The organism is Flavobacterium psychrotrophum (assembly GCF_003403075.1).
Taxonomy (GTDB): Bacteria; Bacteroidota; Bacteroidia; order Flavobacteriales; family Flavobacteriaceae; genus Flavobacterium; species Flavobacterium psychrotrophum.
Genome location: NZ_CP031557.1, coordinates 3,283,245 through 3,298,327, shown reverse-complemented (window position 1 = coordinate 3,298,327; position 15,083 = coordinate 3,283,245). Strand labels below are relative to the sequence as shown.

Sequence of the window (15,083 nt, the reverse complement as noted above, 5' to 3'; positions counted from 1 at the left end):
TTCTTGTTGGTACAGTATAATAACAGCGCTGCAAACGTTTTTATTATGTGCTGCTCTTAAAAATGTGCAAAATAGCACTATTTAGGCTGCTAAACCGCAGGAGTTATGTTAAAAGGATGCTAAGAGCGGGCTTTTAAAATTAAATATCCGCCGAACCACATTTTTATAAGCTATGCTTGTGTGGTTAAGCGGATAATTATAGAAAATATATCTTCTAAAAAGTTATGATGCCACTGCCGGCGGCAGCTTCTTCTTTTTTGGCGCCAAATTTATTAAGCTTAAGCGATAGCGAAAACATTACGTAGCGTTTTAATACGATGTTTTCCTGGTCGCTTATGGTTGTAGCGTTAATGCTGCGGCTGGTACCCAGGTTTTGGTTCAGCACGTCATATACCTTAACTTTAAACAACAATTGGTCTTTCCAGAAGTTGTAGCCAAGGCTGGTGTTCCACAAATAAAAATCGCGCTTAAATGATGATGATAGTTGCGAGTTGTATGTATAGTTAATGTCATTACCAAAAACAAAATGCTTAGGCCAGTAGCTGGTGGTTGAAAAACCAACCCTATGTGTAAAATATGATGTTTCGCTTAAAGTATAGTTGCTGTAATTAGTCTGCACATAAGAGAAAGAGTAGTTAGGGTTTATGGTAAGCAATTCGCCATATTTATAGGTAAAGTTAACGCGTGGCCCTACATCTACCTGTTTGCTTTTATACAGCTGCTCGTTCATAAAGCCTTTATCTACTTTATATTCGCCATGAAGGCCAAGGTTTACTTTGAAATCATGTGCCTCTTTTTTAAACGATTTGCCCCAGTTTGCCCCAAACCATACATAGTAAGTATCGTTAGCATTGCGGTACGAGTTAAAGCTGGTAGCATCTTCATTTATTATGTTATAGCCTACAATGGCCTGTTCGTTATATTCGCCCCCTGCATAGTAGCTGTAGCCCGTGCGGGTAGGGTAGTCATAATCATACAGGTTAATGTTAAAGTTATGGTACTTGCGCGGGCGCAGGCCTGCAAAACCCGTAGTGGTAGAGAGTGGATTCAGCACATCCTGTACAGGCAGTATTTGCGCAGCAGATGGCAACTCTACATCATAAGAGTAGCTTGTCCATAACGATTTTGTTTTAGACATCTGGTAATTCATCTGCACATCGCCCGATGGCAGGCTGTAATTCCTGTTTACGGTGTAACGGTCGGCCTGGTAAGCGCCGTGATTGCTAAAGTTTATAAAGCGTGGGCCTGCCTGTATATTAAACCAGAATTTGTTTTTTGTAACCGTATAGCCTAGTACCGGCCTAAAGCGTTCGGTTTCAGATTCAAGGTAGCCGCTTAATGCCGCATTTGCTGTACTATACCTGTTTGTACTGCTGTCAAAGTCATATCCCTGGCGGTTTTCTACCCCACCTTTGTGACCAAAGGCAAAAGCAAAGTTTACCTGTGCAGAATCGCTTACCGGCTCGTTATATTGCAGGCTTGCGGTGTAGTTGTCACTGGTCTGCCTGTTTTTGCGTAATTGATTACGGGCTTCGGCGGTTATAACAGGATTGCCCGTTGTATAATCATAACTATTAGTTACTGTATTATTCAGGTTATAACCATCGCTGGTATTATTTTCGTTTTGAACCGTAAAACTCATTACACGCCCTTTTTTGCCTTTGAGTGATTTACTTAGGGTAAGATAGTTACTAAAACCATTGTTATCGGTCTGGTTTGTATAAGTACCCCTGTTGTCGTTTAATGCCCGTCCGTCGCTTAATCTTGCCGAGTTTTGTGTAATGTTATTATCGCTGCGGTTGTGGCCTTTTACAAATTTAGGCTCAAAATATAGGGTAGCAGTAGAGTCTATCTTTACCGTAAACTGTGTGTTAAAGTTGTGTGCATAGCGCTCCTGGTTGTTTTTAGATTCGCTGGTGCGCACATAGCTGTCGTCTATGGTGTTTCCTGTAGCAGGGTCTATGCGGGTAGGCACAAAATTAGTTTCGCGTGTGCGGTTGAGGTTGTCAGAGTTTGCTGCGGTGTAGAAATAATTTAACGCGCCGTCAAAAGATTTTGCCCACTTATCAGCATAGTTAATGCCTATAATGTCAGACTTTGTAATACCCTTGCCGCCGCCAAACTGCATACCGTTTATGTTATAGCTTTCGCCGTCGCTCCATATAGATGTGTTACGGCCGCCACTCATATTATCGAATATCTCATCCATAGAGAAACCAGTGGCGTTGATGTTATTGGTACTGGCAAGCACGCTTATTTTGCGTTCGCCCTTAAAGTAGTTTACCAGCCCGCTGTGGTCATACCGCCCGCTACTGCCAAAACCGCCAATTATCCGCATCATAAAACCCTTGTTCTTTTCTTCGTCTATGGTAATGTTTATACTGGCCTCATTGCCTTTGGCATTTTGACCGGTAAGCTCTTCTTCTTTGGTTTTTTTAGAGGTAACCTGTATTTTATTGATAATTTCTGCCGGAAGGTTTTGCAGGGCTATCTTACCATCTTTGTCAAAAAAAGGCTTGCCGTTTACCAGTATCTGGCTTACTTCTTTGCCGTTTACGGTTATTTTTCCTTCAGCATCTATTTCTACACCGGGTAGCTGCTTAAGGAGTTCCTGCACATTAGCATCGGGGCGTACTGCAAAAGAAGCCGCGTCAAATTCTAAAGTGTCTTTTTTTATACGGATTGGGGGTACTTCGCCTTGTATAACTACTTCACCCAGTTCTGTACCTTTATCTTCTAGCGCTATGGTGCCGAGATCCATATCCGCATTTACAGTTTCCAGTACTTTTCTGTATCCCGCCAGTCCCACAAATGAAACTTTTAATAATACAGCAGTTTTTGAGGGGCGTGTTTTGATTTCCCATTTCCCGCTTTTATTGGTAATGGTGTAGTCTATTAGTGTAGAGTCTTTTGCAGTACTCAGGTACACTGTTGCGGCTTCCAGTGGAGTACCGTCAGGGTCCTGTACTGTGCCGCGTAATGTTACGGTTTGGCTGTAAGAAATGCCTGTAAAGGCCATCAAAAACAGCAGTAAATAGTTTCGCATTGTGTTATTTGCCGATTGGTTGTAAATATAAACTGCGAAAATACAGGTTTTAGTATAAAATATGCAGCACGAATGGATTTTTTGAAAAATAAAAATGTCCTTTTAACAAATTTTCTACCATAATATCTGAAGGATAATTATGGTAGTTAAAATGTTACGGCAATTAGTTATTGCTTCTCTATCCAGTTTAGTAAATCGCTAAACATCTGTGCATTTATCTGATGCACGGCACCGGCATATTCATGATATTCCGGCTCAAGCTTAAGCGATTGCAGGTATGTTTTTGCAGTGCGCGCATACTCTACAGTTAGTACCTGGTCTGCCGTGCCGTGGCTTATAAAAATATTGAGCCCTTTTAGTTTATCGGCTGCCGGTACAAGAGGTTTTATTTCGGGCAGTAGCCTGCTGCTCATTATTGCAATGCCTTTTACCAGGCCGGGGTGGGTAAGGGCTATGCTGTAGTTCATGATGCCGCCCTGGCTAAACCCGCACAGTAGTGCCTTTTTAGGGTCAAAATTAAATTTTTCCTGCATCTGGCCTATAAAAGCGGCTAGTAATTTCCGGCTGTGTGCCTCTTCCTCAAAGTTTGGCTTGGGGCCATCCGGGGTAAAATCTACGTGAAACCAGCCGTAGCGTCCCGGGCCTATTGTAACCGGCCCGCGGGCTGAGATGATGAGGTAATTATCCGGTAGTTTATCAGCAAAACTAAAAAGGTCTTTTTCATTACTACCCACGCCGTGTAATAGAAAAATAACAGGAGGATGTGCCGATTTGATTTTTGGTTCGCGAACCAGGTATGTAAGTGTTTCGTTTTGTGCCTGCATGGTAAGTGTAAATAAAAGTAGTAGTAAAATGCGCATAGTATTATCCTATTTTAACCGAGGTCATGGTAAGCGAGCCTGCCACGGGTTTGTCATTAAAAATGGTTACTTTCTCATTAGCACCCTTAAGTGCCATAGTGTATAAAAGCGGCAGGTAATGCTCTGGAGACGGTATGGCAAGATCCCAGGATTTGCCCTGCGATTTAAAGTTGATAAGTGGCTTATGATCGCCTGATTTTATGTAGCCCATCATTTTATTGTTGGCCTCCAGCGCCCAGTCAAAACCATACGTGTCGTGTATGTATTTCCAGTCCATTTTACCCAGGTTGTGTACCATATTGCCACTGCCAATAATCAGGATACCTTTTTTGCGCAATGCGGCAAGTTCTTTACCCAGGTCATAATGGTATTGCCCGCCTTTGGTATAATCGATACTGAATTGTATAATGGGTACATCGGCCTTTGGGTACAGGTGCTTAATTACAGACCATGCGCCATGATCAAGACCCCAGTGCTCATCAAGCCCTATATTGACCGATTTTATAAGCTCTTTGGTTTGCTGCGCAAGTTCAGGGCTGCCCGGTGCCGGGTATTGTACATCAAAAAGGGGCTTAGGGAAACCACCAAAATCGTGTATGGTGGGCGGATTTTTCATGGCGGTAACAAACGTGCCGCGTGTTTCCCAGTGTGCAGAAATGCACAGTATGGCATTGGGTTTGGGAATTTCTTTTGCGACCTTCCTGAAGTTGGCTACAAATTCATTTTCTTCAATAGCATTCATCGGGCTGCCGTGGCCTAAAAACAGCACGGGCATGGGTGCGGTGTTTTCCAGTGGTTCCGCAAGTTTGCCTAATATGCCCACTTTAGCGGCGGCACCGGTCAGGGGTAATGCTGCCAGGGTTTGTAAAAATTGTTTCCGGTTCATGATAAAACGGTTTTATGAGGGTACAAAGATTTGGCTTTGCAATTCAAAAAACATTGAACCAGGACAAGAAATAACGATAAGTAGAAACTTTTAAAGCCGGAAGTTTTTAAAGTTTTGCGGTGGTCTATTTAATAAACAACCGTTCATCAAAATCAAAAGGTTCTATGCTTATTACAGTTACCGTTTTAAAATCAGGGTGAGAAGGGTTTAATAAGTAATTGTATTCGCCGGGTACTACAACAGAGGGTACTTTAAGGGCGACAAATTTATGTGCGGCAATAAAGGCATCGCCTATAAGCTGGGTAGCATGGGCGTGTGGCAGGGCTTTCCAGTCGGCAGGGAGATTCGATTTCTCTAAAATGTCTATACTAAGGGTATCAGGTAGTTCGATGGTAATGAGCATATAATCCAGCGGAATATTTCCAAGTGGGGTATGTACGGCAATTTCTGTAGTGCAAAGTGCGCGCGTTTCGCCACCGTACAGCATGGCAGTGCCTTTGCTGTTCCACCGGCCACCGGCTTTTTCGGCACCACGGCCACTAAGGTCATTGGCATATACTGCCTTGCTAAGCCTGTATATCCTCATGCCAGTATGCCATATTCTATGCGCACAAGTTCATCTTTTAGGAGCGATAGCCCAAAAGAGCTGTCCATAAGGCTTTTTGGTAATATCCTGCCCAGGGCAAGGTTTGGGCTGTCTACCCAAAGGTTAAACTTATCGGCATTACCAAAAACTTCAATACCTTTATTATACAGCAATGCTATTTCCAGTATTTTTTCTGACTGCTGTGCATCAAAAGTGCGCGCCTCTTTTTTGTAGCGTTGCATGGTACGTTCGCTCAGATGTAAAAAAATGCTCCAGTCATTAAGGTCAAATGGGCTTTTTTCTACAAAACCTGCAAAGGTGGCAAAGCTTATCCCTTCGCGTGCTGTGCGGATGAGCGATAGCATACCACGGTCATCGGCATTAGCGTAATTGATGTTTAAAAGTTCGGCAGTGCTCATGCTGAAATAGTTTAGAAAACAAAGTTAACGAAAAATGTCGTAAATATTATGACAAATGTCGTTAAAGTTTCAAAGTTTCAAAGTTTCAAAGTTTTTTGGGTATCGTACCCTTTCTTTATTGTAATTGCTGAAAAACAATGTTGTACAATTTATTTTAAGAACTTAGGCGTCGGGAATATATTTTTTGATGACAGCTCTGCCCAAAGATTAGGTTATATCTTGCCTTCCCATTTTATGGATTAATTTTTTTTGTTTTGAATACACTATCTTATGTAAGCGGAGGTTCTGAACTTCCGCTGCTGGGGCAGCCCATAGGGTTTAACCTTAAATCTACTGCCGAAAAATTTCCTGATAACGATGCGCTTGTTTGTGTACAGCAGGGCTACCGTGCTACTTACAGCCAGTTTTATGCCCACACCACAACTGTAGCAAAAGCCTTAGTAGCCGCGGGAATTATTAAAGGCGACAGGGTGGGTATATGGTCGCCCAATCGTGCCGAATGGGTATTGCTGCAGTATGCCACTGCACGCATAGGTGCTATACTGGTAAACATTAACCCGGCATACCGCAGCAGCGAACTGGAGTTTGTACTAAACCAAAGTGGGATTAAATTACTGGTTTCGGCTTTGATATTCAAGACCAGCGACTATAAAAAAATGGTGGAAGAAGTAGCCGCTAATTGCCCCGGACTACAGCAAGCCGTTTACCTGGACCGTGACTGGGATGCTTTTCTGGCTACTGCCAATAACGTTGCTGATGAAGCTGTGGCTACCATAGAAAACACATTACAGTTTGACGAACCTATAAACATTCAATACACTTCGGGTACTACGGGTTTTCCTAAAGGGGTAACGCTTAGCCACCATAACCTGCTTAATAACGGCTACTTTATTGGGGTACGCCTAAAATATACCAGTGCAGACAGGGTGTGCATACCTGTGCCATTTTACCATTGTTTTGGTATGGTAATAGGTAACCTGTGCTGTACCAGCCATGGTGCTACGATGGTTATTCCTGCCGAAAGTTTTGACCCGGTACTTACGCTCGAAGCCGTAGAAAAGGAACGTTGTACTTCGCTCTACGGGGTGCCTACCATGTTTATTGCAGAACTTGCCCTGCCGGACTTTGACCGTTTTAACCTTACCACATTGCGCACAGGTGTTATGGCAGGTTCTCCCTGCCCGGTAGAGATCATGAAACAGGTGCAGACAAAAATGTACATGCGCGAGGTTTCTATTTGTTATGGCATGACCGAAACATCTCCGGTGTCTACACAAACCATTATAGGCGCACCTTTAGAAAAACAGGTGAGTACTGTGGGAACGGTGCAAAACCACCTGGAAATAAAAATTGTTGACCCTAAAACCGGGGCCATTGTTGCACGTAATGTAGCGGGAGAATTATGTACCCGTGGCTATAGTGTAATGCTTAAATACTGGAACAATCCGGAGGCGACACGCTCAGTAATAGATGAAGCACGCTGGATGCACAGCGGTGATATGGCTGTGATGGACGATGAAGGGTACATCAACATTTCGGGGCGTATTAAAGATGTGATCATTAGGGGAGGGGAGAATATATCGCCCAGGGAAATAGAAGAGTTTTTATATACCCACCCGGATGTAGAAGACGTACAGGTTATAGGCGTGCCCGATGCAAAATTTGGCGAAGTAGTAATGGCATGGGTAAAAGTTAAGCCACACCATACGCTTACTGAAGATGGCTTAAAAGCCTTTTGCAAAGATACCATTGCACATTATAAAATACCGCGTTACTGGAAGTTTACCGATCGTTTTCCTATTACCATAACGGGCAAAGTGCGCAAGGTAGAAATGCGTGAAATAGCGATTAAGGAACTGGGTCTGGAGGCGCTGCTGGATATTAAAACATCTTGATTATTAATAAGTAATCATAAGGCAATTATGCGGTTTACATTCCTATTGATATAGTTAAGTAAACCTTATTGTTGGACTTGTCTTAAATAAAAATGCCCCGATAGAAAACGTGTCTGTCGGGGCATTTTAAAACCAATCAAAACCAATTATGAAAAATCTTTATATCTTTTCTTTTACAATATTCAGGGGGCATCCTGTTTTGTTGATACAAAGATAGGACGGCTTAAAAGGTTTCTGCTTGGTTTTTAGACGGATGCCTGTTTTGTTTCGATGAATGGTAGTTGCGTTTCGATATGGTGTGTAATGACGTTTCTTAACTTCACTTCAAAATCTCAATTACCGCATCTTCCTTAACCGAAGCAAACAATTCATCAATCTCGGCATTGGTAACGGCAATGCAGCCGTGTGTCCAGTCTTTCCATTGGTGGAATTTGCCTATATAGCCACGTCCGTTGCGTAACCCATGTATCTTTATGTCGCCCCCGGGGCTTTTACCCTGTGTCTCGGCATAGGTACGGTCTGCGGCGTTAGGGTAGCTTACACCAAGGTTTTTATGGTAGGCACTCTTAGCGTTGCGTGCATTTATGGTATAGGTACCTTCGGGTGTACGTCCATCGCCTTCAAACTGCTTATGCCCGTTTGGACTAAAGCCTAATGCTATGGTATAGGTTTTAACCAGGCTACCGTTTGCATAGGCCTCCATTTTATGTTTCGATTTGTAAACTACCAGTTTGTCGATAATGGTTCCGACGGGAAGTTTTTTACCGGGATAAAAGTACCAGGTCGCCAAAAGTGCGAGGGCAATGACAAAAATATAAACCATAATTTTTTTCATAATTTACTTTACGAAACTTCGCGCCTTCTTTTTGATGCTTTGTGAAACAGCTGCCAAAATACAAAAATAATGAACTGGTTATATTACTGTACTGAAGTCAGTGTTTCAGTAAACTGTAAAGTATATACATATTAGCTTTTCGGATTTTTAGTCTTTCAAAAATATAATTAGCTTGTAATCAGGGTGTCGATTTTCTGAATTACGGTAACTCTGTGAAAAAACGCGAAATAAAATTACAGAATGTGGAAAATTGAGAACCTGCTAATTTATTATATAAGAAAACTCTTTCTTTAGCAAACCAAAGAAGGAGTTTAAATTAAATTCCAAAAGACAAATTTTAAATCTCAAAAAGTAAATTTTCAGTTCGAAATACTAAATGAATTTTACCACAAGGGCCACTAAGATTTCACAAAGTCCACTACGGAAAACTGCCTTTACGGAAGAACACAAAGCTTTGTGTTCTTTCATGATTTAAAGCAATTCGTTAAGCTTAGTGATCCTTGTGAAATCTTAGTGCCCCTTGTGGTAAATCATTAAAGCCAGGTCTAACTTCTGACTTCTAATTTACCATTTGATAATGGCACTACCCCATGTAAAGCCCGACCCAAATGCGGCCAATACTACTGTATCGCCTTCTTTGATCTTGCCAAGTTCCCAGGCTTCGGTAAGCGCTATGGGTACCGATGCTGCTGTGGTATTACCATACTTCATGATGTTGTTATATATCTTATCGTCAGGCAACTGAAACTTTTGCTGTATGTACTGCGCTATCCTCAGGTTGGCTTGGTGCGGTATCAGCATATCAATATCGGCTACCTCTAAATTGTTGGCTTTCAATCCTTCATCTACTACTTCTGCAAGGCGCTGTACGGCATTTTTAAATACAAACTGGCCGTTCATGTATGGGTAGTAGCTTACGTCTTCGGGGTCGTTATCAGCAATAATGTCTGTAACCCAACGGCGACCCATGCCCGGAGCGGTAAGGCTCAGTTCTTCAGCAAATTGTCCCTCGCTGTGCAGGTGTGTAGAGAGAATCCCTTTGGTTAAGTCTTCCTCGCGGCTCAGTACCGCGGCTCCTGCACCATCGCCAAAGATTACCGATACATTTCGACCCCTCGTGGTCATGTCTAAGCCCGTACTATGTAGCTCAGAACCAATAACAAGAATGTTCTTATACATTCCCGTTTTAATGAACTGGTCTGCCACCGAAACGGCATATAAAAACCCTGAACACTGGTTACGCACATCAAGCGCGCCAACGGTACGTGTCATGCCTAAGTCTCTTTGTACCAATACTCCCGGCCCCGGAAAGTAATAGTCTGGGCTAAGGGTGGCAAATACTATAAAGTCGATATCGTCGTTGCTTAAGCCGGCGCGTTCTATAGCCACTTTGGCGGCCTTAACGCCCATAGTGGTTGTGGTGTCGCCATCGCCTTTAATTACATGCCTGCGCTCTTTAATGCCGGTACGTTCCTGTATCCAGGCATCGTTTGTGTCTATTAGTTTAGATAGGTCATCGTTGGTTACTACATTCTCCGGTACGTAGTAGCCCAGGCCTGATATTTTTGAATGATACATCAATTTCTGTATTTTTTAAAATTGCACTGCAAAATTATAATAATCCTTAAAGATAGGATGTTATGAGCATCGTTTTTTAAAAATTAGGTCAAATTTCACTCTTTTTAATTTTTTATGTAACTAAATATGTAACAAAAATAAGTCAGTTGAGTCTTATGCAGTATCATCAATCATTATTTGCCTGTAGGCAGGGCCTGACCTCCCTGTTTGCAATTGCTAATTAAAAAACGAACAATGAAGTTACACATGCTGTGGGTGCTCCTTATGGGAAGCATCATGACAATTACTGCCCAGACAACGGGCAACATTTCCGGAAAAATTACAGACAAAACCTCTGGCCAGTCACTACCCTTTGTAAGTGTGGTAGTTAAAGATGGTGCCACTACCGTAGCCAGTGATGTGGCTACAGATAACGGCGACTTTAACCTAAAAAACCTGCCGTTAAAAAGCTACACCGTTGAGGTGCAGTTTATGGGGTATAAAACCTATGTGGTTAATGCTGCGCTTACTGCTGCTAAACCATCACTAAACCTGGGCACCATAGCCCTTACCGAAGAAGCTACTACGCTTGATACGGTAGAGATTGTAAAGGAAACCAGTACCATAGAGCAAAAAATAGACCGTAAGGTTATTACCGTAGGGCGCGACCTTACCACTGCCGGGGCTACTGCCAGCGAGATTATGAACAACATACCATCGGTAAACGTAGACCAGGACGGTAATATATCGCTTCGTGGTAATGCCAATGTACGTGTGCTTATAGATGGACGCCCCACTACCATTGATGCTGCTACATTGCTAAAGCAGATACCAAGTACATCTATTAAAAAGATAGAGCTTATTACCAGCCCAAGTGCCAAGTATAACCCTGAGGGTATGAGTGGTATCATAAACATTATATTGAACAAAAACGCTAACGACGGCTTTAATGGCAGCTTTAACGCAGGGCTTACCTTTGGCGAAACGCCTAAGTACAACAACTCGTTAGATATGAACTACCGCACCGGTAAGGTTAACTTTTTTGCGAATGGTGGCACTAACGGCGGTAAGTACTTTAATGGTGGGGTTTCTAAACGTTTAGATACCGGTGCTAATACCCTTATAGACGTGACGAATGATAATACCGGATTCCTGGCTAAGGTGGGAATGGACTATTATATCAATGATTTTAATACACTTTCGGTGTATACCAATCAAAACCAGGGAAGTGGTAAGGCAGCCATAGGCAGCGATGTTATGTATCCGGAAGGCAGCCCCTTCGAAAATATATTGCAGCACAGTAAGCTGGATGGCGACAACCATAATAACACCTACAACCTTGCCTTTAAACACAAGTTTGAAAAAGAGGGGCATACCCTTGATTTTGAGGCAAATTATAATACTGTTAAAAGTACGCAGGATGCCGATTATGAAACCACTACAGGTGCGGCCAGCCCTGTGTTTTATAACGATGACGTGCTGGATAAACGCAAGAACATAACGGCAAACCTTGATTATGTAAACCCGCTTAACGACAAAACCACGCTGGAACTTGGTGCTGAGGCACGTATTATCCGTACAGATAATGAGTACCAGACTACCCGTGTGCTGGAGAACCCATCATTACAAAATTCGGTGTATAGTTATGATAATGATATTTATTCTGCCTACGCCACCTTTGGCCAGAAGTTTGATAAATTTAGTTACCAGTTAGGCCTGCGTGCCGAGCATTTTACTGCTGATGCCGATTTTAATAAAGGTGCCACAACGTTTGAAAACAAGTATTTTACAGTATATCCATCGGCTTTTGCATCCTATGCCATTAACGATAAGAACACAGTGCAAATTAGCTACAGCCGCAGGGTAGACCGCCCAAGCCTGGAGCAGACCAAGCCGATAAGGGAATTTAGTACGCCTCAGTTTACATCGTTAGGTAACCAAAGGCTTGAACCACAGTTTACAAACTCTGTTGAGGCTAACTATACCAGGATGCTTGAAAAAGGATCATCTATAACAGGAGGTATATTTTACAGGTTGATCGATAACGAAATTAACCGTGTTATTTACCCTGATGAAACTACGCCAAACACTCAGGACCAGATTATGAGCTATGCTAACTTTGGTCATAACAGTTCGTATGGCTTTGAGTTGTCTGCTAATTATAAGATTACTAAATGGTGGGATGTACAGCCGGCTATCGACTTTAACAGCATATCGCAGCAGGGTACTGTAGCAGAACTAAAAGATGGCTCTGATACCGATTTTGAATTTGTAAGCAGAAAGATTAAGGCAGATGCTTTTAATGCCCGCCTTAACAGTAACTTTAGGGTAAACCAGCGCTTAAGCTTCCTGCTTTTTGGTTTTTACCGCAGTGGTGTAAATGGTGTGCAAAGCAACAGCCGCGATATGTATAAGATAGATAGTGGCGCACGTTATACACTACTGGATAACAAAATGTCGCTTAGCCTTCGCTTTAGCGATATGTTCAAGACCATGCGCTATGCCTTTGACAGCCGCAATCCTTTCCCGCAAACCGGCGAGTTTCGCTGGGAGAGCCGCACCGTATACTTTGGGCTAAACTATATGTTTGGTGCAGGTAAAAACCGTGCAATGCAGCGCAAAGCACGCGAAGATAATACCACGCAGGGTAGCGGCGGGATGTTTTAATCCTGTACCGTACTGCGCTTAGCTACGGCATTATTAATGCAATTTTTCATATCAGATTTTAGGTTGGTAATGCCCTCGCGAAAGCGGGGGCTTACTGTTTTATGGGAAATAATGAATGTTCTACAGGAATTGATATAAAGACTATATGCATACCGTCCCTCTGGGACTTAACTGCTTACTTATATAGCCATATATATATATTGAAATTAATACTTATTTATTTCTTTTATATGGTATTAGTTGCCGGTTTGTAAGGTGTTTAGAACATCGAATCGTTGTGCTCTTCACGCGCCGTCTTTGCGAGCGGAGGAACGAAGCGTGGCAATCTTATAATTTTAATTCCGACAAAATGTCTCTGTTAAGAATTCCTCTCAGCATAATCCAGTAAGCGCAGTGTAAGGTCAATGTCAGAAACTACTTTATTATCATCCCTTTCAGATTCTTTAAGGGCATTAAGAAAGTAGTAAAAATTAAAGAGGTTGTAAAATGCTGATCCGTTATAGCTGTACTGGGGTTTACCGCCTGTTTCATCCGTTTTAAAAAATTCCAGCTTACTGTTTAACCCAAATGGCTTTGGCATGTAAATTTCAACAGACTCAGCATCGCCATCAAGCCTTTGCATTTTACAAAAGCTTTCGTAAGTGCCGTCTTCCTCTCTAAAGTAATTAATCAGCTCGGGGAATGTCATATGGTATTGGTTTTCAAATAATGCTTATCGCTCAATCCAGTTCTCAAGTTTGATTGCTTTAATTCTTTCAAATTCAGAAATATTTTCCGTCACCATAATTAGGTCAGAGGTAATTGATGTAGTTCCAATAAGTAAATCGAAATCACTGATCATAGTTCCGGTTTTTCTTAAGCGTGACTTTTCCTTGCCGTAAAGATAGATACAGTTTATGATTGGTAATATTGTAATTTCTGCGGAAAACGATTCAATAAGGTTAAAGTTTTTTTGAGGGTTTGAGCTATGTTCAGCACCATAAACTAATTCTGCGAGTGTTATCTCTGATATTGCGCAGGAGTTTAAACCAATTTCCTGAAATTTAGTTGCAAGGTTAAATTTCCCACGAAAAAAATGTACACAGATATTAGTATCTAAAAGATATTTCATTTTAAAAAGTCTCTATATCCGGGTTGCTTGTGCGCGCTGCTTTAATATCACCTATAATTTCGTCAGCATCACGATCATCTTCCCATGCGCCAAAAAATGAAGCTATTTTATTAGTTTTTTCTTCCTCCGGTTCTGATATGTTTTTGTTGAGCCCATCAATAAGTTTTTTTCTGGAAGGAAGATCAAAACTCCTGAAAAGGTCAAGATACTTTTTTAAAGATGAGTTGTTTAAGGTTATAGTAGCCATAGCAGTATTTTTATCAAAGATAGCAAAAATATATCAGGGGATAAAATTAGCGTATTTCGGGTTCAAATCTATTTTCTCTTTACCAGTGGATGATTCAGTCCGCCTACCTCATTTTTGATAATAACATAATTTGGCAGGCTTTCAAAAAGCTTGGTCAGGTTTTTAAACCCAAAAGCCCGCGAGTCAAAGCTGGGGTCTATTTTGCGCAGGTTGCTCCCCACATTGGCAATATAGGCTTCCTCCTCTTCGTTAACCGATATTTCAAACGCCTTGTTTAGCAGCTTGATGTTTACTTTAGGAAATTTTACTTTCGGCTTGACCGCAGCACCCGGTTCTTTTTTGTCTTCACCCGCCGGTTCAATAGCTTGCTGTATGTTCTCAACATAGGTAAATATTTCGCAGGATTGTACAAAGGCTACGGGCGTTTTTTGCATGCCGATACCCATTACAAAAATGCCCTCTTCACGTATGCGCTTTGCCAGGCCGGTATAGTCACTGTCGCTCGATACGATACAAAAACCATCTACGCTTTTACTGTGCAGTATATCCATAGCATCAATGATCATAGAGCTGTCGGTCGAGTTTTTGCCCGATGTGTAAGCAAACTTCTGGATGGGATTAAAAGAGAAATTGTTAACGGGTTCTTTCCAGCTGTTCATTTGCGGGGTAGTCCAGTCGCCATAAATGCGCCTTATAGTAGCCTTGCCATATTTAGAGACTTCTTCCAGAATAGACTGTAGTAGCTTGGCCTGTGCATTATCGCCATCAATAAGTACCGCGATGTTAAAACTCTTTTCCCTCATGATGCCCAACGTAAATTTCTTTAAAGGTAACGAAAAAAATTATTGGTTATCGGTTGACCATTGTCGGGTATCGAAAGCTACTGTCAACCGAACACTACCAACTGAGCACTGCACACTCTCTTAAACTCTACCCAATTAGCACATTGCTAACAGCTGTCTAATTGTAATCGG

Annotated in this window: 13 protein-coding genes; 2 read left to right on the top strand and 11 right to left on the bottom strand. The window is 42.0% G+C overall.

The window, feature by feature from the left end; translation table 11 throughout:
* Positions 1–214: 214 nt before the first annotated feature.
* From DYH63_RS14170 to DYH63_RS14150, 5 genes are all read right to left on the bottom strand, one after another.
* A complete protein-coding gene (locus tag DYH63_RS14170) occupies positions 215–3,046 on the bottom strand; it encodes a TonB-dependent receptor (protein WP_116789422.1) in 2,832 nt (943 codons plus the stop codon).
* Positions 3,047–3,213: 167 nt separating this feature from the next.
* Positions 3,214–3,906, bottom strand: coding sequence for an alpha/beta hydrolase (locus DYH63_RS14165; RefSeq protein WP_205528254.1), 693 nt, complete (start codon positions 3,904–3,906; stop codon positions 3,214–3,216).
* Between the two features lie 4 nt (positions 3,907–3,910).
* Positions 3,911–4,792, bottom strand: a complete 882-nt coding sequence (ygiD, locus tag DYH63_RS14160; protein WP_116789421.1) for a 4,5-DOPA-extradiol-dioxygenase — start codon at positions 4,790–4,792, stop codon at positions 3,911–3,913.
* Positions 4,793–4,916: 124 nt separating this feature from the next.
* Positions 4,917–5,378, bottom strand: a complete 462-nt coding sequence (locus tag DYH63_RS14155) for an RES family NAD+ phosphorylase (RefSeq protein WP_116789420.1) — start codon at positions 5,376–5,378, stop codon at positions 4,917–4,919.
* Entirely contained in the window at positions 5,375–5,797 is a 423-nt protein-coding gene (locus DYH63_RS14150; protein WP_116789419.1) for an Xre family toxin-antitoxin system antitoxin, read from the bottom strand. Before DYH63_RS14150 ends, DYH63_RS14155 begins: the two co-directional genes overlap by 4 nt.
* Before the next feature lie 254 nt (positions 5,798–6,051).
* On the opposite strand from DYH63_RS14150, the gene DYH63_RS14145 reads away from it, so the two are divergent.
* A complete protein-coding gene (locus DYH63_RS14145; protein WP_116789418.1) occupies positions 6,052–7,692 on the top strand; it encodes an AMP-binding protein in 1,641 nt (546 codons plus the stop codon).
* Positions 7,693–8,011: 319 nt separating this feature from the next.
* On the opposite strand, the gene DYH63_RS14140 is transcribed toward DYH63_RS14145, so the two are convergent.
* Positions 8,012–8,527: a L,D-transpeptidase family protein gene (locus DYH63_RS14140; RefSeq protein WP_116789417.1), complete on the bottom strand. Its 516-nt coding sequence runs from the start codon at positions 8,525–8,527 to the stop codon at positions 8,012–8,014.
* 564 nt (positions 8,528–9,091) lie between these two features.
* Entirely contained in the window at positions 9,092–10,105 is a 1,014-nt protein-coding gene (locus DYH63_RS14135) for a 3-oxoacyl-ACP synthase III family protein (RefSeq protein ID WP_116789416.1), read from the bottom strand.
* Between the two features lie 234 nt (positions 10,106–10,339).
* On the opposite strand from DYH63_RS14135, the gene DYH63_RS14130 reads away from it, so the two are divergent.
* Entirely contained in the window at positions 10,340–12,751 is a 2,412-nt protein-coding gene (locus tag DYH63_RS14130) for a TonB-dependent receptor (protein WP_116789415.1), read from the top strand.
* 358 nt (positions 12,752–13,109) lie between these two features.
* Here DYH63_RS14130 and DYH63_RS14125 read toward each other — a convergent pair whose 3' ends face one another.
* The 4 genes from DYH63_RS14125 to DYH63_RS14110 all read right to left on the bottom strand — a co-directional run bounded on the left by DYH63_RS14125 (position 13,110) and on the right by DYH63_RS14110 (position 14,912).
* The gene (locus DYH63_RS14125) at positions 13,110–13,439 is read right to left on the bottom strand and encodes a hypothetical protein (RefSeq protein WP_116789414.1); all 330 of its coding nucleotides are present in this window, start codon (positions 13,437–13,439) and stop codon (positions 13,110–13,112) included.
* A 24-nt stretch (positions 13,440–13,463) separates the two neighbouring features.
* Complete coding sequence (locus DYH63_RS14120) at positions 13,464–13,862, bottom strand: type II toxin-antitoxin system VapC family toxin (protein WP_116789413.1); 399 nt, start codon at positions 13,860–13,862, stop codon at positions 13,464–13,466.
* Position 13,863: 1 nt separating this feature from the next.
* On the bottom strand, positions 13,864–14,109 hold the full coding sequence (locus DYH63_RS14115; RefSeq protein ID WP_116789412.1) for a hypothetical protein: 246 nt from the start codon (positions 14,107–14,109) through the stop codon (positions 13,864–13,866).
* A 68-nt stretch (positions 14,110–14,177) separates the two neighbouring features.
* Entirely contained in the window at positions 14,178–14,912 is a 735-nt protein-coding gene (locus DYH63_RS14110) for an NYN domain-containing protein (RefSeq protein ID WP_116789411.1), read from the bottom strand.
* Between the last annotated feature and the right edge of the window lie 171 nt (positions 14,913–15,083).